We start from the raw sequence: 23,154 nt of genomic DNA, 5'->3' as shown, positions 1-23,154 counted from the left end.
TAGATTTTATTTTATTATTTCTAATATTGTATTAAGAGTTTTTTATTGATCATTTTAAACTATCAATTATGAGTTTTATTAAAGAATTTAAGGAGTTCGCGATGCGCGGCAGTGTAGTTGATCTGGCTGTCGGTGTAGTTATCGGAGCTGCTTTCGGTAAGATCGTTACTTCACTGGTCGATGATATTATTATGCCGGTAGTTGGATATATTACTGGCGGAATCGACTTTAGTGACATGAAATATGTTATTGATGCGGGTGATCCAGCTAATGAAGTTCCAGAAACAGCAATCTTATATGGAAATTTTGTAAACGTGATTATCCAATTTTTGATTGTTGCCTTTGTTATATTCTTGGTTATAAAAGGAATTAACTCATTGAAACGTAAAGAAGAGGTGGTTGAAGAAGCGCCGGCCGGTCCCACTCAAGAGGAGTTATTGACTGATATTAGAGATTTGCTTAAAAAACAAGCATAAAATAAATGGTATTATTTGATAATATAATCATTTAGCCTTACATTTGCATTCTCATTTTTTTAGAGTTTATAATATAAAGTCATGAAAAGAACATTTCAGCCTTCACAGCGTAAAAGAAGAAATAAACACGGGTTTAGAGAGCGTATGAGCACGGCTAACGGAAGAAGAGTATTAGCTGCAAGAAGAGCTAAAGGAAGAAAAAGACTATCTGTATCTGACGAGCGTCGTCATAAAGCTTAATTCATTTTCTTCGTGCTTCTTCATGCTTCTATCCTTTAAAGGTTAGTGTTTTTGTGGACGCACTTGAATAATGAAACAATACAATTTTAAGAAAGAAGAACGACTTTGTAATAAAAGACTAATCAATGTCCTTTATGAAAGTGGTTCTTCTTTTATTTTATATCCATATAAAGTTACTTTTCTCCCTTGTGACGAGCTCAACGTCCCAGTTCAGGTTTTATTTTCAGTCCCCAAGCGTAGGTTTAAAAAAGCAGTAGACCGCAATCTCTTAAAGCGTCGTATGCGAGAGTCCTATCGTTTGCATAAAGGTGCCCAACTCTATCCCTTTTTTAAGGGGGAGTCTATTTTGCTATCCATTCAATACATTGGAAAGAACATAGAAAGCTATCATTTTATCACCGAGAAGATGAGTAAGCTTTTTCGTAAATTGCAAGATGAATTTTCTAATATTCATATGGAATAAAGTGATAAAGGCGTTTTTCGGATTTCTCTTTTTAATGATTATTCGAATATACCAGCTTTTTATCTCCCCGTTATTCGGTGCTTCCTGTCGTTTTACGCCTACTTGTTCTCAATATGGATATTTGGCAATCAAGAAATATGGACCCTTTAAAGGAGGTTGGCTCACAATAAAACGAATCGGCCGCTGTCACCCATGGGGCGGTCATGGTCATGATCCGGTACCTTAGTTTTATTTAATACCTTTTGTTTATTTGGAAAAAGATTTTTGCGTCGAAAAATAAGCTCGATTTAATATACCTTTGTCTATGCTTATTCTTCAAATAGAAACAGCCACAGCAGTTTGTTCCGTTGCCTTGTCAGACGCTGGGAAAACAATACACCATATTGATATTGACGAACCTAATGTCCATGCGTCTAAGTTGACCCGGTTAGTTGAAAAAGTTATGGCAGAAACGGAGTCTTCCTTAAGTAGTTTGGATGCAATTGCGGTAAGCAAGGGACCTGGGTCATATACTGGTTTACGCATTGGCGTATCCTCAGCTAAAGGTCTTTGCTACGGTCTGGAAATACCACTGATTGCGATAGACTCTCTTTATTCTTTAGCCCACGGCTACCAGAAATTTCACAGATCACTTTCTCCGGAAACTCTTCTGTATCCGATGATTGACGCAAGACGAAGGGAAGTGTACACTGCGGTATATGATAGCTCCTTGACATTAAAGGTTCCGACAAGGGCTGAAGTTATCGGTGATGATTTTTTTAACGATATTTCTGAAACCAACTCTGTTGTGCTTTTTGGCGATGGTGCTGATAAATTTTCCGATATCTTTTCATCTAAAGATCAAATCTCTGTAGTGAATGGTTTCAGGCAGTCTGCTGACTACCTAAGCGAGCCCGCTTTCCAAGCATTCGAGCAATCGGATTTTGAGGACGTAGCCTATTTCGAACCTTTTTACCTGAAAGACTTTGTTCCATTAAAGTCAAAAAAGAAATGACGCGGAAACCTGAATGGGAAGATAGATGCTATTAGTTCCCTTTTACCCGAACAAAAACATGTTTTATGTTCCTTTTTCCCGTTTCTCGTTCATCCACCTCAAACCGATTAATATCTTTAATCAGAGCCAACATCTTAGGGTAGCCATAGTTTCGCGGATCGAAATCAGGGTGTTTCTTCAAAACAAAATTTCCTAGATCACCCAGAAAAGTCCAACCATCCTCGTCACCCAGGTCAGAAATACTAGTGCTCAGCAGACGAATTAACGATTTGTCAATCTTTCTGAGCGTTTTTTTCTGGTTACTTTTCGTTGTTTTCGTTTTGTTTACGTTGTTTGTTTCATCTTCCGGCTGACTATCATTTTCATCTTGACCCAATATTTCGATGTAAATAAATTTGTCGCATGCTGTGATAAATGGAGTCAATGTCTTTTTTTCACCAATACCAATTACTTTCTTGCCAGCCTCGCGAAGGCGTGTAGCAAGTCGCGTGAAGTCGCTGTCACTAGAAACGATGCAAAAGCCATCCACCTTACCGGAATAAAGAATATCCATCGCATCAATAATCATGGCACTGTCGCTTGAGTTTTTCCCAACGGAATAGCTATACTGCTGAATCGGTGTTATCGCGTTTTCAAGCAACACGCTCTTCCAGCCGGATACCGTTGGTTTAGTCCAGTCTGCATAGATACGTTTAAAAGTAGGGGTGCCGTACTTGGCAATTTCTTCAAACATTAATGTTACCTTTCGGTAGGGAACATTGTCTGCGTCAATTAATACTGCTAGCCTAAGATCTTGAATGGATTCCATATATAAACATTTTCACTTTAATACAAAGGTATATTAATTATGGCTCGGGAAGTATTTTAATTCTATCTTTATAGAACCTGTCATTAATAGAAATAAATTTTATCTTATGAATGGGTCATTACTGCCTGTTTTGGAATTTTTAAGAGAATGGTATTGGTTGCCATTAGCTTTGATTTATTCGGGTATTATCATTACCATATTAGCTGAAAATCGTAACCCGACTAAAACCTTGGCTTGGATATTAGTTATTGTGTTTTTGCCAGGTGTCGGTTTGCTCTTTTATTTTTTCTTTGGGCGTCGCTTCAAAAAGAAACGAATCTTTAGAGAGAAGAATAAAGATGAACATCGCTTTTTCTACGATCGCTGGCAAAAGCATAGACCTATGCTGGAGAAAAACCTCGAGATATTAGACAAGGAATTGGGTGACCTTAGTGCTGTATATCGTTTTTTGTATAATGAGAACATCTCAGCTCCACTCATGAACAATTACGTAAAATTACTGATTAACGGCGAAACGAAATTTCCAGAGCTTTTTAGCGAAATCGAGAACGCCAAGCACCATATTCATCTTGAATATTACATCTACGAAGAAGGCGAAGTTGGGAGCAAACTAATTCAATTACTCCTCAAAAAAGTAGCAGAAGGCGTAAAGGTTCGTTTGATTGTCGATGATTTTGGTTCCTCTAAATTAAAAAGGGAACGGGTGCTCATGCAGGACGCAGGGGTCGAGTTTATTAGGTTTCTTCCGGTACGTTTTGCCTCAATTTCAGATAGTAACTATCGCAACCACCGCAAAATCGCTATTATTGATGGTGATATGGCTTTTGTTGGCGGCATCAATGTATCTGATCGATACATTAATAACAGGAAAAACAAGATTCATTGGCGAGATACAGCAGTGAAGATTGAAGGGCAATCCGTATTTCTATTGCAATTTCAATTTTGGCTTACCTGGCATTTCTCCAACGGCCATGTCTATGAACTTAGCGAGGATTATCTCGTAGAAAATCCTCAAAATACGGGGAATTCCACAGTGAGTTTCGCTTTAAGTGACCCTGGTTCGCCGGCGCCATACACAATGGAAACAATTTTGATTGCAATTTCCCATGCAAAAGAATCAATTCAAATATGTACGCCTTATTTCGTGCCGACCGACCAGATCAGTACTGCGTTGCAGGTAGCTGCTGCTAGTGGCATAAAAGTGGAGCTTCTGATGCCGCGGCGGTCGGATTCATTTATCGTCCATCATGCGTCGTTTTCTTTCTTAAAACCTCTGCTGAAAAGAGGGGTCAAGGTTTACCTATACGAAAAAGGTTTTATGCATGCGAAGACGATCTGCGTCGATGGTAAACTTGCGTTTATTGGGACGGTTAATATCGATATTCGGAGCTTTTATATAAATTTCGAGATTGCTTCTATTATTTATGACCTAAATATCTGCAAGGAGTTGAGCCATCAGTTTGAAGATGATAAAAAAGAAAGCCTGTTGGTCGATATTAAATACTGGACTAAGCGTTCGGTATGGGAGCGGGGCTTGGATTCAATATGCAGGTTATTGGCGCCTCTCCTTTAAAAAATATTATTTTGGGCTCAAATAGATTAAAGTTTTTAAATTAGGGTTTTGTTCTATTATGTATACTAACTTATATATTATGAGATTAATATCTACTTTTAAGTTTCTGGTACTTGCGTTGGTTGTTTTTGCAGCAGCTTGTAGTCCCAAAGTCCAACGTGCGCAATCCAAGTTTAACATTGTACAGAATATCCCTGAGAATATCGAAAAATGGGAAAAGGATATCGTTGTATTTGAAGAAGCCGATAAGATCCAGAGACCCGCGAACGGATCAATCGTCTTCGTGGGGAGTTCATCTATTGTCGGATGGAAAAGTCTGAGCGAAGATTTCCCAGACAAAGAGACAGTTAATCGTGGCTTCGGAGGGTCACAAACAGATGAAGTTCACTATTATGCCTATCGCATTTTATATCCTTATAAACCGAAGCAAGTTGTAATATATGTTGGGGATAATGACCTTTCGGCAGGGAAATCAACTGGTAAAGTATTTAATGATTTAACAGATTTTTTTGAAGACATACGCCATCAATTACCAAAGACGAAGATTACTTTTTTGGCTATAAAGCCAAGCCCAAGTCGTTGGAGCCTAATTGACAGTATTAAGAAAACAAATACTTTAGTCGAAGATTACCTTAATACAATGGAGAATGCCAGCTACGTTGATATTCTCGAACCAATGTTAATGGAGAATGGACGGCCAAACCCAGCATATTATTTAGCAGATAGCCTTCATATGACACCCGCCGGCTATGATGTATGGGTTGAAAAACTAAGGCCTCATTTGGAATAAAATCAATTCCTAATTGAAAATACTATATTTGTTATGATGAAAAAAATAACATTACTAGGAGCTGCTTTGCTGATTACAACATGCATCTTCGCACAAAAAGATATCCCCTCTGCGCAGCCAGGTGTAGAATATGGAGAAGGGGTTAATGCTAGTAAGCATCTAACTGTCACTAAATTGGAGAAAAAACTTAACAAAGACTCTGTTTACACCGGCTCAGTGACTGGCGACATAGTTGAAGTATGTACAAAGAAGGGGTGCTTTATGAAATTGACTGACGATAAAACGGGTGAGCTCATTACTGTCCGCTTTAAAGACTATGGTTTCTTTATGCCTCAAGACATCGTAGGCAAAACTGTTGCCGTTGAGGGAGATGCAAAGGTGACCGAGCACTCCGTTAAGCAATTACAACATTGGGCCGAAGATGCAGGCAAGAGCAGTGAAGAAATTGCTGCTATTCAGGAACCGAAGAGAACTATTGAGATCATCGCTACCGGTGTCAAAGTATTAAAGTAGTAAAGCTGTAGTTATCAAAAGATATAAAGCTTACACACTACGTGTAGGCTTTTTTTATGAGTTGTCCTGATTGTTTGGTAATTATTTCTTAACGTTCTGCTAATAGGATAAAAGTAGTTTTGTGCATTTAAAAATATAAAAATTATGAAAGCAATTTTATCAATTTTAGTCACACTTTTAATCTATTCCCATGCCGTCGGACAGACAGTCGCTAAGGGTTATGTCTATGAAGATAGCAATGGAAATAATAAAAAGGAGCGCAGGGAAAAAGGCATCGCGGGCGTGTCCGTTAGCAACGGAGTAGAAGTCGTCCAGACAGACAGTAAAGGTTATTACGAACTGCCCGTGGGTAACGACAATATCCTATTCGTTATTAAACCAAGCGGTTATAAAGTGCCGTTAAATGAAGCCAATCAACCACTGTATTATTATATCCATAAGCCCCTTGGCTCACCTGCCGATTTTAAATATAAAGGAACTGAGCCGACAGGGAAATTGCCTAAATCTGTTGACTTTGCTTTGGTAGCTTACGATGAGCCAACATCCTTTACCTCGTTGATTTTTGGTGACCCTCAAGCATATAATCTAGATGAAGTAGAATACTTTGCTAAAGGAATAGTCGCTGAATTGGAGGGTGTCGAGAATATAAGCTTTGGCTTAAGCCTTGGTGATCTTGTAGGAGATGATTTGGTTCTTCATAACCCTTATATCCAAGCGGTAAGTAGAGTAGGAATCCCTTGGTATAATCTAATGGGAAACCATGATATGAATTACGATGCTACCACAGATTCATTATCAGATGAAACCTATGAAGCTAATTTCGGCCCGGCGAACTATTCGTTTAACTACGGGAATGCACACTTCATTGTTTTAGATGATATCCTTTATCCTGATCCACGTGATAATCAGGGTTATTGGGGGGGATTCAGGAAGGATCAGCTTGATTTTGTTGAAAATAATTTAAAGTTTGTTGATAAGAACAAGTTGATTGTATTAGCCTTCCATATCCCTTTATTAAGCGAAGGGAACTTGCCAGACGGCCCATTCAGATTAGCAGATCGCCAGCGTTTATTCGATATCCTAAAAGATTACCCGAATACATTGTCCATGTCAGCACATACACACCTCCAACGTCATAACTTTTACGGCAAGGAAGATGGGTGGCAGCAAGAAGTACCCCATCATGAATACAATGCAGGGACGACTTCTGGCGATTGGTATTCAGGTGAATTTAACGAGCAAGGCGTTCCTTCTTCTACCATGCGAGATGGCACTCCAAAAGGATACGCTTTCTTAACGATCGATGGCAACCAATATAAGATTGACTATAAAGTTGCAGGTAAAGCGAAAGACTATCAAATGGAGATCTTTAGTCCGAAGGTGGTAGCGCAGGGAAGAAACACTTCTGCTGGTATCTACGTTAACTTCTTTATGGGAAGAAAAGGAGATAAAGTTGAATATCGTATTGGAGATGGTGCTTGGGCAGCCATGTCATACGTAGAAGATACGGATCCAAATTATGTGTCTCATCTATATAAGTGGGATTTGACTGACAAGTTGATGAAAGGTCGCCGTCCATCAAATGCTGTTGTAAGTACACATCTATGGCGTGGAAACATTCCTGCCAGAACATTGCCTGTAGGCTCGCATAAAATAGAGATAAGGGCAACGGATATGTTCGGAAACGTCTTCACAGAAGAAAAAACATTCAAAGTGGAGGAACCAGTTCAATAGCTGATAAAATAAACAACAAAATATCTAAAAAAGGTCTTTTAGGAAAAAAAGAGGGTGCCCTTTTTGGACACCCTCTTTTTTTTTAAAGATAACTGACCCTGGATTCGAAATACCTTGTTTTACTATAACACGTATTGATCGCGATCTTATATCGTAGTGAACTCGATCAAACAGGCTGTTATACGGGTTGGCAACGGGAGCACTACGGGTTCAGAACGGGAGCATCTAATACAAATTCTAACCGAGTATGAAATTATTTATCTTTGAAGGGTCTGTATTTTAGGTGAAATTGGTATTATAAAAACCATTAATGAGTAAGCCGACCTTTTACGCGAAAAAAATAGAGTATCGCTAAACTGGAGGTTTGGAAAAATCAACGAAGAACAAAAGCCGGTGGGAAAAGAAACTCTTAAATATGCAAAACAATCATTAACTTTACTTCTCTTGAACAGCATGGAGATAATACCTCGAAACGCAAAATTTGGCTTACCGTAGATGGAAATACTGATTATTTTAATCTTAATATTATTGAATGGTTTTTTTGCGTTGTCAGAAATTGCTTTAGTTTCAGTAAAAAAAGGAAAATTTGAACACCTTGCCGCGCAAGGTAACCGACGAGCCGCAATGGTATTGAAACTTCTAAAAAATCCAGAAAACTTCCTGTCGTCGGTTCAGGTGGGTATTACGCTTATCGGGATTATATCGGGTGCATATGGAGGGGCAGCTCTAACAGGCGATATGGCCGCATATCTTTCTCGTTTCTCCTTTTTAGGAGATTCGGTGAACACGGTTGCTATGGTGATTGTCATTGGTGGAATCACCTATGTCTCTATTGTAATCGGTGAGCTGGTCCCGAAAACAATCGCAATGAACAACGCGGAGCCAATCGCTTTATTTGCTGTACCGATCATACGGTACTTCACCTTTATTGCGTATCCTTTTGTCAAGCTTCTTTCTTTTTCTACTGCTTTAATTATCAAGTTGTTTGGTATAAAAGAAAAAAATGGAGAGAAAATCAGTGAGGATGAACTTAGATTTATGCTCAAAACTGCCCATAGTCAGGGGGTGTTAGAAAACGAAGAGACCCAGGTGCACCAAAACCTCTTTATGTTTACTGATCAGACTGCCAAGTCTATGCTGACGCACCGGTCTGAATTAGAATGGATCAATTCAGAGGATAGCGCTGATGATATTTTTGATCAGGTTAAAGAAAGTGTGCATTCAAAATTTATCGTTTCAGAGGGCTCGATAGACAACATAAAGGGGGTTGTCTATATCAAAGATTTTCTTGAAAATTTTAGAACAGAAAACTTCGATATACAATCTATTCTCCGTAAGCCAATCATTATTTCTCAGAATACAGCGTCGTTTAATATCTTAAATACATTTAAAGCGGAGAAGCAGTATATAGCTATTGTGGTCGACGAATATGGTGGTGTGGTTGGAATTGTAACGATACATGATTTATTTGAGGCTATTGTTGGAGATCTTCCGGATGAAGATGAGGAAACCAGTATCTTGGAAAGAAGTGACGGGACGTTCTTAGTTGATGGGAAGACATCGGTGTTGGCCATAAATCAGTTCTTCGGAAGAGAGCTGATCGAAGAGGATCATTCTAAATACACTACAATATCGGGTTTCATCCTCCATAAGCTTCGCGCTATTCCTACTACTGGCGAGAAAGTTGATATAGAAGGGTTGAAGATTGAGATTGTTGATATGGATGGCTTGCGAATAGACAAACTCCTCATTCTGGGGGCCATGATCGAACCGGAGTCAGATGAATAAATACAATGAACATGAGTACAGAAGAGTTTTATCTTCATATTTTTAAAAAGCAAAAGCTGCACGAAACAGTTTCGTCTAATGCTGTGATCGAGAAATGGATCAATGATGTGCTTAACTTTGCTTTTCCGGAGCGCTCAGAAGGGGCGTTCTCCACTCTGGAAGAAGTGAAGGATCACTTTACGAGACTAGAAAAGGAACTTGTCAGGATACTGGATGTTACGAAGGCGTGTGACGACTGTAACAATGAAGTGGTGGCCAAGGTGTTTTTTGATGATTTTCCGGAGATCTATCGGAAAATGAATACGGATATTACCGCTATACAGCAGGGGGATCCGGCAGCAAAGAATACCTTTGAGATCATTCGCGCTTATCCGGGTTTTATTGCGATAGCGTTTTATAGAATTGCAAATGCACTGTTTAAACTTGATGTACCTTTAATTCCGCGACTTTTAACGGAGCTGGCTCACTCCAAAACCGGAATAGACATTCATCCTGGCGCTACAATCGGTGATTATCTTTGTATAGATCATGGAACTGGAGTCGTTATCGGTGAGACAACTATTATCGGGAACCATGTTAAGATTTACCAAGGTGTGACCTTGGGTGCTCTTAGCGTTGATAAGTTAATGGTTGATGTAAAGCGCCATCCAACGATTGAGGACCACGTGGTGTTATACGCCGGTGCGACTATCTTAGGCGGAGAAACAATCATTGGTAAGCATTGTACAATTGGAGGTAACGTATGGCTTACGCGAAGTGTCCCTCCGTATGCTACGGTATATCATCAGCCAACAATCAAAGTAATAGAAGCAAAAAGCAAGACATAGTGATGAAAACTATAATTGATACCATAGGGAATACGCCGCTCGTAGAATTAAAACGACTGAATAGTAACTCTAATGTGCGTGTTTTGGTAAAATTAGAAGGATCAAATCCGGGTGGCAGTGTCAAAGACCGTGCTGCCCTAAATATGATTCGAAGTGCCATAGAGCGGGGTGATATTAAAAAAGGAACTCGCTTGATTGAAGCGACCAGCGGGAATACGGGAATCGCATTAGCGATGATGGCTGGCATCTACGGGTTGGAAATCGAATTGGTTATGCCAGAAAGTTCTACTAGAGAACGAACCTTGACCATGCAAGCTTTTGGGGCAAAGGTAACCTTGCTGGACTCGATTGAGGATTGTCGTGATTATGCTGAAGAGAAAGGTCAAACAGAGGATTATTTTTTGCTGAATCAATTTGCTAATAATGATAACTATTTAGCTCATTACCAAACAACCGGACCCGAAATTTGGCGGGATACGGATGGGGAGATCACCCACTTTGTAAGCTCAATGGGTACGACGGGAACTATTATGGGTTGTTCGAGGTTTTTTAAAGAACAAAAAAATGAAATTCAAATTATCGGTTGTCAACCAACTGAAGAGTCGTCCATACCCGGTATAAGACGATGGCCGGAAGAGTATTTGCCAAAAATATTTGATCCGTCCCGTGTTGATAGAACAATGGATGTTTCTGAGGTAGAAGCAGCTGAGACAGCAAGGAAATTAGCAAAACATGAGGGTATTTTCGTTGGAATGAGCAGTGGAGGGGCTTGTGCAGTTGCATTAAAAATAGCCTCTGAATTAAAAGAAGGTGTTGTTGTTTTTATAGCATGCGATCGGGGAGACCGTTATTTGAGTAGTGATCTCTTTACTTAGTTATTAAGAAAAATATTTTTCTTTTTTGGATTTTATATCGGTAACTTTAATATAACATCCTGAAAGGAGGTATATTATGAACTTAATTCAAAAGGTGGAATACTGGGGTGATACCCATCATCCACAATGGTTGGACGTTCTACGAATCGCTCTCGGAATATTTATTTTTGTAAAAGGTGTCCAGTTTATTGCTGATACCAATTCAGTTTTACGGGTTTTAGAGAATACCAGTTTTCAGCCGAACGCTTGGGCTATTGTTCACTATGTAGCTTTTGCTCATTTGGTCGGTGGTATTTTCATTGCATTTGGTCTGTTGACGCGAATCTTTATCATTTTTCAACTCCCGATACTAATTGGTGCCGTTTTCTTCGTTAACATTACCCAAGGTCTTTCATACCTTAATTCAGAATTGTGGATATCTGTTCTGGTATTGTTCCTGCTGATTCTTTTCTTGGTTATGGGCTCTGGATCGTACTCGACAGACGGATTAATAAAACGTCGCAGAAGTTTTTAGTACAGTTTTTGTTATACTGAACTGTTACAAGGTGGGATTATTGTATTAATTCTTTTTAATGTAATGGTAATGAGTGTTTTGTGTTTTTATGGGTTGGGGATTTCAAGAGAGATATACCCCTGTAAAACACCTAAATATTAAATTACTGTTAATAAAAATTTACACTTAGTCTAGTAATAATAAGGTATTCTCATCATAAAGGTAACAATATACATTAACAAGTATTAAGAAATTTAACATGGGTAAAAAGTTATACGAACGGATAGCAGCCTTTAAAGATGCAGACGTTATTAAGAAAAAAGGAATTTATCCTTATTTCCGGTCGATAGAATCTGCTCAAGATACAGAAGTTATAATCAACGGCAAAAAGGTGCTCATGTTTGGATCAAATTCCTATTTGGGCTTAACAAATCATCCGAAGATTAAGGAAGCATCGAAAGCAGCGATTGACAAATACGGCACAGGATGTGCGGGTTCAAGGTTTCTGAACGGAACTCTTGATATTCATTTGGAACTCGAAAACCGATTGGCAAAATATGTTAATAAGGAGGCAGCGGTACTCTTCAGCACGGGCTTTCAGGTCAACTTGGGGGTAATATCGTGTCTTCTAGATCGGAATGATTATTTAATTCTTGATGAGTCTAATCATGCTTCTATTATTGATGGCAGTAGGCTTTCTTTTTCAAAAACATTAAAATACGACCATAACAACATGGAGGACTTGCGGAGCAAACTTAGTCGCCTTCCGGTGGATGCTGCAAAGCTTATTGTCGTAGATGGTATTTTTAGTATGGAAGGTGACCTGGTGAAACTTCCTGAGATTGTCGAATTAAGTGATGAATTTGGTGTTAATATTATGATTGATGATGCTCATAGCTTGGGTGTTATTGGTCACCAAGGTGCCGGTACCGCATCTCATTATGGATTGGACGACGAGGTGGACCTTATTATGGGCACATTCAGTAAATCCCTCGCTTCCTTAGGCGGATTCGTGGCCGGAACCGAATCAGCTATTGAGTTCATAAAACATCGTGCCAGATCATTGATGTTTAGTGCCAGTATGCCGCCGGCATCGGTTGCTAGTGTTTTGGCGGCATTGGAGATAATTGAATCCGAACCAGAGCGTATAAAAAAATTATGGGATAACACGTATTATGCTACTCGCTTACTGAAAGAAGCTGGTCTGGATATTGGAAACTCAGAAAGCCCAATTCTCCCAATTTATATCCGAGATAACGATAAGACATTCCGGATGACGAATATTTTACACAATAACGGGGTTTTTGTTAACCCAGTTGTATCGCCGGCTGTCGCGTCAGAAGATTCGCTTATCCGCTTCTCGCTGATGGCGACTCATACCTTTAAGCAGATAGATGAAGCTGTAGAGAAAATCGCAGATGCCTATAAACTCGTTCAGGGAGACCCTGTTACTATCGCAATATGATCAGGACAGTGCCAGTCGACGGTAAAGGGGCGTTAAAGTCTTTTATCGATTTTCCGCATGAACTATATAAAGATGATCCCTATTATGTCCCCGAGCTGTTCATAGCTCAACGGGATATGTTGACACCGGGCAAACATCCATTTCATGAACATTCAGACGTAAAGCTCTTCCTGGCATATGATGGAGAAGTTATTGTTGGTCGGATTGCCGCAATTAACAACAATAACTATAATCGAGTTTATCAACTAAAGGAAGGTTTTTTTGGCTTTTTTGATTGTATCAATGATCAAGAAGTGGCTAATGCACTGCTGGATACAGCCATGATGTGGCTGCGCGAGGCAGGCATGGAATCAATGACGGGACCAACAAATTTCTCTACCAATGAAACTTGTGGACTTCTGGTTAAGGGCTTTGATGGTATGCCGAGGGTAATGATGCCCTATAACTTCCCTTATTACTTAGATTTACTTGAACAATATGGCTTTCAAAAAAAGGTTGATTTGAGAGCCTATTATTATGATGGTAATGATTATGATGACAGGTCAGTCAGCCTCCTTACAGGACTTAAAAATCGCTTAGCTCGAAATGGCGTTCATGTACGTAAAATCGATATGAAAAACTTCAAAGAAGAAGCACGTGCTTTGAAGGATGTATACAATCAGGCATGGGATCATAACTTGGGTTTCGTACCCATGACAGATAGCGAGTTTGATCATATGGCCAAAGACCTAAAATTAATTTTAGATCCAGACTTTTGCTTAGTTGCCGAAAAGAATGGCAAATTAGTCGCTTTTGCCCTAGCAGTACCGGATATTAATCCAATCTTAAAAACTATAAAGCGCGGACGGCTCTTTCCTTTTGGATTTTTAAAGCTTCTATCGATAAAGAAAAAAGTTAAAGGGATTCGAATTATGGTATTAGGGGTAATCGATGGTTATCGAAAAATGGGAATTGAAGTGAGCCTATATGGAATGATCATTAAGGCCTTTCAAGAGAAGGGGCTAGAGTATGCGGAGGCTTCATGGACCTTAGAGGACAATGACCTGATCAACAAAGCGATCGAGCGTATTAAAGGTGTTCCTTACCGCACTTATCGAATTTTGACCAAGCCGATATGAAAGAAAAGATACTCATAACTGGTGCGAGTGGGTTTGTCGGTTATCACCTTGTCACTGAAGCAATATCACAAGGTTATGAGGTTTATGCGGGGGTCAGGAAAAGCAGTGCAGTTGATCATTTAAAAGACTTGGCTCTTCGTTACGTGTATTTAGATTATACTTCGGAGTATTCCTTGACGAAAGAGCTAGAAAGAATCGCCCCCGACTACATCATCCACGCGGCAGGCGTTACAAAAGCAAAGAGTCAGACCGTTTATAATCTCATTAATGCGGAAGCCAGTAGGAATTTAGCCTTAGCTACATTGAAGATCCAGAGGACATTAAAAAAGTTTGTATTGGTGAGCAGCCTCGCTGCTCTAGGTCCTTTGAAGAATCTTGACGGTTTAATTTATAACGATTCAGAGCCCAGGCCTGTTACTGCTTATGGCGCCAGCAAGTTGTTAGCGGAACAGTATCTTTCAGATATTCCTGATCTGCCTCTGATTGGTTTTCGACCAACTGCCGTCTATGGTCCTCGCGAACGAGACTTGTTTGTTCTGATTAAAAGTATCAATCGTGGTTTAGACCCCTATATTGGGAAGCTTGATCAGCAATTGAGTTTTATCTATGTTAAAGACCTGGTAAGCGTAATTTTCAGTTCATTAAAGAAACGGGGACTTCAGCCTTTTTATAATATCTCTGACGGGGAGGTTTACGATCGTTATGCGTTGGCTGATACCGTTAAGCAATTACTGAAGAAAAAAGCCATCCGCCTCCATCTACCATTTAAAGGTGTCAGTCTATTTGCCTCTTTATTGGAGCGGATATATATTAACCGAGATGCGACACCCGTGCTAAATAAGGAAAAGATCAATGAATTGACTGCGGTCAATTGGGCATGTGATATCAGCGCTTTGCAAAGAGATTTTGGCTTCACACCCCGGTACAATCTCGGTTTGGGTTTAGAGGAAACAATCGACTGGTATCAACGCAATCATTGGTTATAATATTCTATGCATTCTCTTTAGCCCAACTGCTCTTTTATATTTTTAAATCTATTTCTGCGGTACAAAATAAAGCTCGTCATGATGAGGATACCTGCAAGCCCCTCCATAGCAACGACTGTAATCGTCCCGATCTGATGGGCCAGGTAACCCATTATAAGTGTTCCAATAGGCAGAACACCTTGAAACGCCATGATATAATAGCTCATGGTTCTTCCTCGCATATTATCAGGTGTGTGGGTTTGTAGGTATGTGTTAATTGAAGAGTTTTGAGACATCAGGCCCAATGCAGCTGTTCCTGTAAAGATAAGTGCCATAATCAGCGTAGGGGCGAGCGCCAAACCGAGAACTGATAGTGACAGCATAAAACTTGAGCGGATAATAATTTTGATAAAGTTTCTTGCTGACTTAAGGGTTGCCATATAAATAGCTCCAATCAGCGCACCTAATCCACCGGCACTCTCAAACCAACTAAAGGTGGTCGCGTCGCCATGAAAAATATCTTTAGCGAAAACCGGTAGAAAAGTTGTGAATGGTATGATGATTAAACTTGATGCAGCCATTAGTAGGATGAGTGAAAATATATTGGGAGATCGTTTGAGGTAGTTAAAACCCTCTTTTAAGTCAAACCAAATATTTTCTTTCGATTTCTTAGTTGGATTTAGCTTGATCTTCATAAGTGATAAGCAAACCAATACGGCTATATATGTCAAGAAATTAAGAAAAAAGCAAATATTCTCTCCAAATGCACTTAGGATCATGCCCGCTAAAGCCGGGCCGATCAATCGGGCACCGTTGAACATGGATGAGTTTAATGCGATGGCATTGGGCAGGTCTTCTTTCTTTTCAACAAAGTTGACAACGAGCGACTGCCGAGCGGTAACATCCAATGAGTTGACGAGACCCTGAACGAGACTTAACACACCGATCCATACAATATTGTAATAGTCTAACCAAACCATGAGAGCCAAGGTTCCGGCTTGCAGCATCAAGACAATTTGGGTAGAAATAAAAATATGAAACTTATTATAGCGATCTACTAAGCTACCGGCGAAAGGAGCAAGGACTAGTGAGGGTATTAAGCTGGCAAAAGTAATTAGACCTAAAATAAAAGGTGATCCGGTCAAACGGTAAACCAACCAACTGATAGCAACTCGTTGCATCCAGGTCCCGATCAATGAGATCGATTGTCCGGTAAAGAAAAGTCTGTAATTGTGATATTTAAGGGATCGGAAGATTTGCATCTATAGGTGCAAAAATACGAAAATTAAAAGCATTGGGTTCAATTATAACGGGAAAGATATAAAATGATCGTATTTTCGTTTCATGGGAGTTATCCATATTATTGGTGCCGGTCCGGCTGGTCTAATGGCTGCACAGCAATATGCTTTGCAAGGTAAGAGTGTTGTTGTTTATGATCATAAGCCAGCCGCTGCACGAAAGTTTCTCGTAGCCGGTCACGGCGGTTTTAATCTGAGTCATTCAGAGCCAACTACTGATTTTATAAGTCGGTACGATGCAAAAAGAATTAAAGAAATTGTAAAAATTTTTACCAATCAAGACACGGTGGATTGGCTGCAGTCAATTGGTGTGCCGACTTACATAGGCTCTTCAGGGAAGATATTTCCCAGGAAAGGAATCAAGCCAATTGAAGTTTTACAACGATGGTTGCATATGTTGAGTGGTTTAGGAGTTGAATTCAGGTTCGGTTATCGCTTAATTGACTTTGATTCTCAAAAATTAATTTTCACAACCGATGTGAGAACAGAAGAAATTACTTACAATCATGCGGTACTAGCGCTTGGAGGTAAAAGTTGGCCGAAAACTGGCTCAGATGGCGAGTGGCTTAGTCTATTCCAGAGAAAAGATATATCTGTGACCGCGATTGGCCCCTCGAATTCAGGATTTGAATTGTCTGTAAAATACCCGCAGCTGGCTGGACAACCTCTCAAAAATATACGAGTTTTTAATGTACAGGCAGAAAAGTCTGGTGAACTCGTTTTTACTGATTATGGTATTGAGGGGGCTGCGATATATTATATGAATCGTTTCGTTCGTACAGAGGCGTTCCCACAAACACTATATGTCGATTTGAAACCTTCTTTTACCGAAGCGCACATAAGATCAAAGTTTGAAGGCGATAAGATAGCAGATGTTTTAAAGCGAAAGCTTCGGTTGGAGCCAACAAAAAGGGAGTTGTTAAGGACACTTGACAAAAGTGTCTACACCAACCCTGGGAAGCTTGCCCTAGCCATCAAAAATTTTCCTCTTGAGCTAAAAGGTTTTCGGCCAATCGAAGAAGTGATTTCAACCTACGGTGGTGTTTCTTGGAATGAACTAAACGACGATCTCTCGCTGAAAAAATTCCCTAGTATACAATGTTGTGGGGAAATGCTCGACTGGGACGCGCCTACAGGCGGATATTTGCTGCAGGCATGTTTCGCCACTGGTCATTTTGCCGCAAGGAAGGGGACGTCTAATTCCTCATATTGATATATTGCAGAGGCTGTCCGAAGTCTTCTGCCCGACATAAGGCAATTACTTTTTGCAAGTCATCAATGTTCTTGCTCTGCACCCTTACTTGATCTTCCATAATTGAAGCTTGAGCTTTGATCTTACTCTCTTTAATCTTCGCGACGATTTTTTTAGCGGTTTCCTTATCTATCCCTTCTTGAACTTTAACTTCTTTTCTGATCATATTGCCCGAAGCGATGGTCTCTTTTCCGAAGTCTAAACTTTTAGGATCAAGCTTTTGTTTAAGCATTCTTGATATGATCGAGTCTGTGATGGCCTTCAAACGCATATCATCTTCAGTCACAATTGTGATTATATTGCTTTTCTTATCAAGATCGATGGTACTTTTTGAAGTTTGAAAGTCATATCTGTTTAAAATCTCTTTTTTGGCATTATTAACAGCGTTGTCAAGTGTTTGTCCGTCAATTTTACTGACAATATCGAAAGATGGCATATTTCTTTTGTTAAATATTAGAATTGATATCAAGATAGTGATTTTCGATGAATTCTGAATCAAGTCGAGTCATTATTCGATGACATTTCCTATGATGCGACCTGCTATGTGTTCTACGATAGTTTTCGGGAATAGCCAAGTCATAAAAGATGCTACTTTGTTGGTTAAGCCGGGAATTACTTCAGCTTTTCTCGCAAGCATAGCCCGCACAGCGCTCTTAGCCACCGCCGCAGGTTGCATATGTACTTTTTTCATCCGCTCTAACCCTTTTTCAGTTAACTGTGCTCGTTCAACAAAAGCAGTATTTGTTGGGCCTGGTGAGACACAGGTAACCGAAATGCCGGTACCCCGGTATTCATGATTCAATGCTCTACTGAAGGATAATACAAAGGCCTTGCTAGCAGCATAAGCCGCTAAGTTCGGTGTAGGCTGATACGCTGAAGTGCTGGCCACATTGAGAATGTAGCTTGCTGGGTTTTGTTTTAATTCAGGTAGAATAAGATACGTTAAAGTAACCAAGTTAATCATGTTAAGCTGCATCATATTCTGTATAGCAGCGACCTCCTGCGTCTCAAAGCGGCCACTCAATCCATAACCGGCATTGTTCACCAAGACGGAAACTTTGACTTGCAGGGAATGTAGCCAGGAATAGACTTCGTTTGGAGCATCGGGCAATGACAAATCAATTGACAGGTACACTACTTCAACGTCAGCTTTGCTTTTAATATCCTTGCTGGCTTTTAACAAGTCTTTCTCGCTCCTGGCGACTAATAATATGTCATAGCCTCTTGACGCTAGCTCAATTGCGATCGCTTTTCCGATTCCTTTGCTTGCGCCTGTAATAAGTGCGTGTGCCATATAATCCGGTTTTATTTCTTGAATTTAATAGATAAATTTAAAATCTGTTAGCAAGACTTGAAAAATAAAATCTGTTGACTATAAATACACGATACTAGATGAAAAAAGCATTTGTTTTATCAGGAGGTGGAGCTCGTGGTTTTGCGCACTTAGGTGCTGCAAAGGCATTGTATGAGCGGGGTGTTTATCCTTCTGCAATATCGGGGACAAGTGCCGGGGCCATTGCTGGAACATTTCTGGCGAGTGGATTTACTCCGGAAGAGATTATCGAAATGCTCGATGGTAAATTGACCCGAAAAATGCTCACTTGGCATTCCATCAGGCATGGACTTGTCTCTTTTAAAAAAGTTAGGACTTATCTCGAAGAGAATATGCGCTATAAAACTTTCGAAGAGTTACCTATGCCGCTCTATATTACAGCCACTTCTTATACCGACGGGCGTCAAAAAATTTTCAACACAGGTAATATTATGGATGCTGTTGAGGCTTCTTGTGCTATACCAACTATTTTTCCGTCAGTAGAAATTGACTCAATGATGTACGTCGATGGTGGTCTATCAAATAACCTTCCGGTAGAACCCTTTATTGATCAAAAGGATAATGTCATTGCAATACATGTGAACCCGATCCGGGACCCGAGTCCAAAAAGAGGACTTTGGGAAACGATTGACAGGTCTTTCCATTTGAGTTTCGCTAACACTGTATATTCTTCAGCGCAGAATTGTTTTATGTACATCGAGCCAAAAGAGTTAGTGAACTATCTTCTGTTCGACCTTCATAAATCACATGAGATTATAGAGGTAGGGTATGATTACACCACGCAATACCTAGCCGAAAGAACCAATCTGATCAAAGACAATAATAAGTTTATCGACCGGGTAAAAGAAGGGTTCAAAAGCTTTCTAAAAGGTTAGCATTTCCATAAGCCGGCTGCTCCGTAAATAGCTGAAAGCTCGCCTAGTTCTGCAATTTTTATCGGGATATTGATGTTGCACTTGTTTAAGTGGGCGTGTGTAGCATCTAAAAATAGGTGATTGCTCTTGGCGATGTTTCCACCTAATATGATCACTTGCGGCTCGCGGTCAATCTTTTTGATGGCAACCTCAATAAATTGTCCCAAGCTGTCTCCAAATTCAATAAAAAGCCCTTTTGCCAGATGATCTGTTTGAGACCGCTGCGCCAGTTCCTTGACTCCTGGAAGTTTTTGACCGGATTGTTCGAAATAACTATTTAGAAACCACCGATTCGAAATGTATTCTTCCGCAATACTATCCTTGAAAGGGGTATTCCATAAATTAGCATCTTCTATAAGCGAGCCAGTAGCAAATGCAGAACCCAGACCGGTACCCAGGGTAACACCTAATGCCTGATGAAAGCCTTTCCCTGCGCCCACGATCATTTCTCCGAGCATAAAACAGCTTGCATCGTTCTGCATGGCAATCTCGTTACGGTCAATTTTTAACTGTTCAGCCAATAGGTCTTTAATATTTTTATTGTAAAGCAAATCAAACTTATCCTGATCTTTGATAAGACAGATCCCTTTCTCGTAATCAAATGGAGCAGGTATCGCGATGCCTAGTCGGGAGTGCGAAATATTACCTTTTTTCTGGCTTGTTTGTATACATTGACTCCACTGTTCAATGACTTCCTCGGCAGGAGCTTTCGAATCAACGAGCTTCCGACATAAGGTATCTGGTACGATTTTGTTCTTTGTTAAGTTGACCAACGCACTACTTATATGCGAACCACCAATGTCCACACCCGTAACAATATCCATATATTATCTACACTTTAGATTAATAATTGCCAAATATAATAAATCGTTTTAGCTTGGTCGTCTTATTGGTATTTTTTTGATGATGTCCGAATTTTCATATTCGTCGACAATACGGTCTCTTGTGGTGGGTTTTTTGTCGCACCGCCCAGTCGCTTTAATAAAAGTTGAATTGCTTTATTGGCGATCTCATCAATCGGTTGATCAATCGAGGTGATAGTTGGTGAATGTAGTTCGAATAAATCATGATGATCGAAAGCAACAACTCCGATATCTTGAGGGATCTTTAGATCTAGTATTTGTAAAGCTTTTAGTCCGTTTACTACCAGGTAATTCGTCGAAAATAAAATTGCATCAAGCGTTTTGGTCGTCTCGACAAATTTTGCAATCTCCGTTGTTATTTCTTCTTCATTCTGAGAATAGGCCACTTTCTTTATATACTCCGGACGGCCTGCCTCTTGGACTGCCCTTTGATAGCCTGCGAGCCGACTTGTCATTTGTGTTTGATTGGAGTCTAAGGTTACAAATCCAATATTTTGAAAGTTTTCCAATAGGTGTTTCGTGCCTAAATAAGTACTTTCTTCATTGTTTATAATAACCTGGTCTGTTTTTACACCGACCTCCCTGTCGAAGATTACAACCGGTATATTTGAGTTGATGAGGCTTTCTATTTCTTTTTCAACGCCTGCCGGAGGGCTAATGATATATCCGTCTACTTTTCGTTCTTTGAAAACATGGAGAAGGTCTTTTGTTTTTTCTAAGTTGTTATCTGTACTGCAATATAGAATTCGATACCCATGCGTATAGGCCGCTTCCTCTATTTTCCTAGCAACGGTTCCGAAGAACGGATTAGCGATATTTTCTACCATAAGACCAATCGTGTTCGTTTTACCTGTACGAAGGCTTCTGGCTATTGAGCTAGGCTTATATCCGACTTTTTCTACGTAGTCTTTTACCGTCTTGGTGAGTTTTTTACTAATTCTTTTTTCTTCAGCTTTGTCATTTAGAATAAAAGAAACTGTTGTCGGAGAGATATTTAGCTCCTTCGCTATGTCTATAATTGATTTTTTTTTCATTATATATTCATTACGAACATTTCGTTCGGATATTGTTTATCCTTTTACTTTGTAAAATCTACTACCAAAAAGAAAGATAATAAAATAGCAGATAATTGGTAAGTAATAGGCTTTTGAAATTCCATATTGGTCGGCCAACGTGCCCATAAAATACGGAAAAAAGGCCGCACCAACAACACCCATCACGATGAAAGAGGATGCCTGTTGCGTGTGTGTACCAAGATCTTTTAAGCCGAGGCTGAAAATAGTCGGAAACATAATGCTGAAAAAGAAATTGAGCATTAATAATGCAACAAAAGATGGCCAGCCCCATGCCCCTCCGATAATGATGCACATAACAATGTTGGCAAAAGCAAATATTGCTAAAAGCTTGTTGGCGGCAATATACTTCATTAAGAATGTTCCGGCAAAGCGTCCGATAGTCATAAAGACCATGCTAAGTGCAAAGTAGTAACCAGCCAGCTCATCTGAGAACCCCATGATTTCATGACCGTAGTTGATAAAGAATGCCCAAGTTCCCCCTTGTGCAGCAGCATTGAAAAATTGAGCAGCAATAGCCCATTTAAAATGGCGATGCTGAAATAGTTTCTTTTTGACGTTAGTTGGTTTAACCGTGTCGTCTGAATGGGTTAACTGAGTAGAATCTGTCTCTAGTGCTGGGATTTTCAGTGTTGAAAATACGATTGCAAAAACAGCAATTACACAGCCTATTACAATGTAAAGTGTTTTAACAGAATCAAGAGAACCATCCACACCACTTCCTCGCAGGATAAAATAGCTTCCGATAACCGGGCCTATAATCGTACCCAATCCATTGAATGATTGCGCGAAATTAATTCGCTGATCGCTAGTTTGCTGCTTGCCTAATGCAGCAACAAAGGGGTGGGCTACCGTTTCCAGCGTTGCTAATCCACACGCCAAGATAAAAAGCGCGATCCTAAAATAGTTGAAAGACTCAGCATTGGCGGCGGGTACAAAAAGAAATGCTCCTATCGCATAGAGCGATAAACCAAGCAGAACACCGTTTTTATAACCAAATCTTTTCATGAAGAGGCCAGCAGGTATTCCCATGATCGCATACGCTCCAAAAATGGAAAACTGGACAAGACCAGATTCTGATTTGCTTACGCCAAGAACATTCTGGAAATGTTTATTCAGGACATCACCCATTGTAATTGCAACTCCCCATAGCATAAATAGTGTTGTAACACAAAGAAGCGTGACGAGGTATTTTTTTTCCGTGAATTTAGGTTTAGTAGTCATGTCGACTTTCATTTTGTCTTCAAATAAAGTAAAAACAAAACGATTTAGCAATAAATAAATAACTCTATTGCTTAT

The 23,154-nt window shown here is 39.8% G+C and carries 25 protein-coding genes; 18 read left to right on the top strand and 7 right to left on the bottom strand.

The features are described 5' to 3' along the window. Positions 1-68: 68 nt before the first annotated feature. From mscL to tsaB, 5 genes are all read left to right on the top strand, one after another. Positions 69-476 carry a large-conductance mechanosensitive channel protein MscL gene (gene mscL / locus D3P12_RS00645; RefSeq protein WP_118193173.1) on the top strand — a complete coding sequence of 136 codons (408 nt, stop codon included), beginning with the start codon at positions 69-71 and terminating at the stop codon, positions 474-476. An 81-nt stretch (positions 477-557) separates the two neighbouring features. After that, positions 558-716, top strand: coding sequence for a 50S ribosomal protein L34 (gene rpmH, locus D3P12_RS00640; RefSeq protein WP_118193172.1), 159 nt, complete (start codon positions 558-560; stop codon positions 714-716). A 70-nt stretch (positions 717-786) separates the two neighbouring features. Next, positions 787-1,179 carry a ribonuclease P protein component gene (locus tag D3P12_RS00635; RefSeq protein ID WP_118193171.1) on the top strand — a complete coding sequence of 131 codons (393 nt, stop codon included), beginning with the start codon at positions 787-789 and terminating at the stop codon, positions 1,177-1,179. Continuing rightward, positions 1,151-1,405: a membrane protein insertion efficiency factor YidD gene (gene yidD / locus D3P12_RS00630; RefSeq protein ID WP_118193170.1), complete on the top strand. Its 255-nt coding sequence runs from the start codon at positions 1,151-1,153 to the stop codon at positions 1,403-1,405. The genes D3P12_RS00635 and yidD overlap by 29 nt, the downstream gene beginning before the upstream one ends. Positions 1,406-1,483: 78 nt before the next feature. Next, entirely contained in the window at positions 1,484-2,173 is a 690-nt protein-coding gene (tsaB, locus tag D3P12_RS00625) for a tRNA (adenosine(37)-N6)-threonylcarbamoyltransferase complex dimerization subunit type 1 TsaB (RefSeq protein ID WP_118193169.1), read from the top strand. Positions 2,174-2,204: 31 nt separating this feature from the next. Here the strand turns inward: tsaB and D3P12_RS00620 are convergent, their stop codons facing one another. After that, positions 2,205-2,981, bottom strand: coding sequence for an NYN domain-containing protein (locus D3P12_RS00620; RefSeq protein ID WP_118193168.1), 777 nt, complete (start codon positions 2,979-2,981; stop codon positions 2,205-2,207). A 106-nt stretch (positions 2,982-3,087) separates the two neighbouring features. Here D3P12_RS00620 and cls point away from each other — a divergent pair, with 106 nt between their 5' ends. From cls to D3P12_RS00565, 11 genes are all read left to right on the top strand, one after another. Then, positions 3,088-4,554, top strand: a complete 1,467-nt coding sequence (gene cls / locus D3P12_RS00615; RefSeq protein WP_118193167.1) for a cardiolipin synthase — start codon at positions 3,088-3,090, stop codon at positions 4,552-4,554. A gap of 79 nt (positions 4,555-4,633) precedes the next feature. Continuing rightward, positions 4,634-5,344, top strand: coding sequence for a GDSL-type esterase/lipase family protein (locus tag D3P12_RS00610; RefSeq protein ID WP_157970232.1), 711 nt, complete (start codon positions 4,634-4,636; stop codon positions 5,342-5,344). Positions 5,345-5,377: 33 nt separating this feature from the next. Beyond that, entirely contained in the window at positions 5,378-5,857 is a 480-nt protein-coding gene (locus D3P12_RS00605) for a DUF4920 domain-containing protein (protein WP_245977356.1), read from the top strand. Positions 5,858-6,001: 144 nt separating this feature from the next. Continuing rightward, positions 6,002-7,591: a calcineurin-like phosphoesterase C-terminal domain-containing protein gene (locus D3P12_RS00600; RefSeq protein ID WP_118193164.1), complete on the top strand. Its 1,590-nt coding sequence runs from the start codon at positions 6,002-6,004 to the stop codon at positions 7,589-7,591. Between the two features lie 495 nt (positions 7,592-8,086). Beyond that, complete coding sequence (locus D3P12_RS00595) at positions 8,087-9,379, top strand: hemolysin family protein (RefSeq protein WP_118193163.1); 1,293 nt, start codon at positions 8,087-8,089, stop codon at positions 9,377-9,379. Between the two features lie 11 nt (positions 9,380-9,390). Then, complete coding sequence (epsC, locus tag D3P12_RS00590; RefSeq protein WP_205941044.1) at positions 9,391-10,206, top strand: serine O-acetyltransferase EpsC; 816 nt, start codon at positions 9,391-9,393, stop codon at positions 10,204-10,206. A 2-nt stretch (positions 10,207-10,208) separates the two neighbouring features. Then, complete coding sequence (cysM, locus tag D3P12_RS00585) at positions 10,209-11,081, top strand: cysteine synthase CysM (protein WP_118193161.1); 873 nt, start codon at positions 10,209-10,211, stop codon at positions 11,079-11,081. A gap of 76 nt (positions 11,082-11,157) precedes the next feature. Beyond that, the gene (locus D3P12_RS00580; protein WP_118193160.1) at positions 11,158-11,595 is read left to right on the top strand and encodes a DoxX family protein; all 438 of its coding nucleotides are present in this window, start codon (positions 11,158-11,160) and stop codon (positions 11,593-11,595) included. 238 nt (positions 11,596-11,833) lie between these two features. Then, positions 11,834-13,039, top strand: coding sequence for a serine palmitoyltransferase (gene spt / locus D3P12_RS00575; RefSeq protein WP_118193159.1), 1,206 nt, complete (start codon positions 11,834-11,836; stop codon positions 13,037-13,039). After that, complete coding sequence (locus D3P12_RS00570) at positions 13,036-14,157, top strand: hypothetical protein (RefSeq protein WP_118193158.1); 1,122 nt, start codon at positions 13,036-13,038, stop codon at positions 14,155-14,157. The genes spt and D3P12_RS00570 overlap by 4 nt, the downstream gene beginning before the upstream one ends. After that, positions 14,154-15,143 carry an NAD-dependent epimerase/dehydratase family protein gene (locus tag D3P12_RS00565; RefSeq protein WP_118193157.1) on the top strand — a complete coding sequence of 330 codons (990 nt, stop codon included), beginning with the start codon at positions 14,154-14,156 and terminating at the stop codon, positions 15,141-15,143. Before D3P12_RS00570 ends, D3P12_RS00565 begins: the two co-directional genes overlap by 4 nt. Positions 15,144-15,160: 17 nt before the next feature. Here D3P12_RS00565 and D3P12_RS00560 read toward each other — a convergent pair whose 3' ends face one another. Then, on the bottom strand, positions 15,161-16,384 hold the full coding sequence (locus D3P12_RS00560) for an MFS transporter (RefSeq protein ID WP_118193156.1): 1,224 nt from the start codon (positions 16,382-16,384) through the stop codon (positions 15,161-15,163). A gap of 82 nt (positions 16,385-16,466) precedes the next feature. Here D3P12_RS00560 and D3P12_RS00555 point away from each other — a divergent pair, with 82 nt between their 5' ends. Then, entirely contained in the window at positions 16,467-17,633 is a 1,167-nt protein-coding gene (locus tag D3P12_RS00555) for a BaiN/RdsA family NAD(P)/FAD-dependent oxidoreductase (protein ID WP_118193155.1), read from the top strand. Here D3P12_RS00555 and D3P12_RS00550 read toward each other — a convergent pair. Together D3P12_RS00550 and D3P12_RS00545 are read right to left on the bottom strand one after the other, a co-directional pair. Then, positions 17,617-18,108 (bottom strand): YajQ family cyclic di-GMP-binding protein, encoded by a 492-nt coding sequence (locus tag D3P12_RS00550; RefSeq protein ID WP_118193154.1) that lies wholly within the window; start codon positions 18,106-18,108, stop codon positions 17,617-17,619. The two genes, D3P12_RS00555 and D3P12_RS00550, sit on opposite strands and share 17 nt — an antisense overlap. Positions 18,109-18,180: 72 nt before the next feature. Further along, the gene (locus D3P12_RS00545) at positions 18,181-18,966 is read right to left on the bottom strand and encodes an SDR family NAD(P)-dependent oxidoreductase (RefSeq protein ID WP_118193153.1); all 786 of its coding nucleotides are present in this window, start codon (positions 18,964-18,966) and stop codon (positions 18,181-18,183) included. 98 nt (positions 18,967-19,064) lie between these two features. Between D3P12_RS00545 and D3P12_RS00540 the strand changes: the two genes are divergently transcribed. Further along, positions 19,065-19,880: a patatin-like phospholipase family protein gene (locus D3P12_RS00540; RefSeq protein WP_118193152.1), complete on the top strand. Its 816-nt coding sequence runs from the start codon at positions 19,065-19,067 to the stop codon at positions 19,878-19,880. On the opposite strand, the gene D3P12_RS00535 is transcribed toward D3P12_RS00540, so the two are convergent. From D3P12_RS00535 to D3P12_RS00525, 3 genes are all read right to left on the bottom strand, one after another. Continuing rightward, complete coding sequence (locus D3P12_RS00535; RefSeq protein ID WP_118193151.1) at positions 19,877-20,743, bottom strand: ROK family protein; 867 nt, start codon at positions 20,741-20,743, stop codon at positions 19,877-19,879. The genes D3P12_RS00540 and D3P12_RS00535 overlap by 4 nt on opposite strands. Positions 20,744-20,805: 62 nt before the next feature. Next, the gene (locus tag D3P12_RS00530; RefSeq protein ID WP_118193150.1) at positions 20,806-21,816 is read right to left on the bottom strand and encodes a LacI family DNA-binding transcriptional regulator; all 1,011 of its coding nucleotides are present in this window, start codon (positions 21,814-21,816) and stop codon (positions 20,806-20,808) included. Between the two features lie 36 nt (positions 21,817-21,852). After that, positions 21,853-23,079 carry a sugar MFS transporter gene (locus D3P12_RS00525; RefSeq protein ID WP_118196918.1) on the bottom strand — a complete coding sequence of 409 codons (1,227 nt, stop codon included), beginning with the start codon at positions 23,077-23,079 and terminating at the stop codon, positions 21,853-21,855. Between the last annotated feature and the right edge of the window lie 75 nt (positions 23,080-23,154).

Source organism: Pedobacter indicus, from assembly GCF_003449035.1.
Classification (GTDB): domain Bacteria; phylum Bacteroidota; class Bacteroidia; order Sphingobacteriales; family Sphingobacteriaceae; genus Albibacterium; species Albibacterium indicum.
Note: the sequence above shows the minus strand (reverse complement) of the source record. Positions and strands in the feature narration are given on the sequence as shown.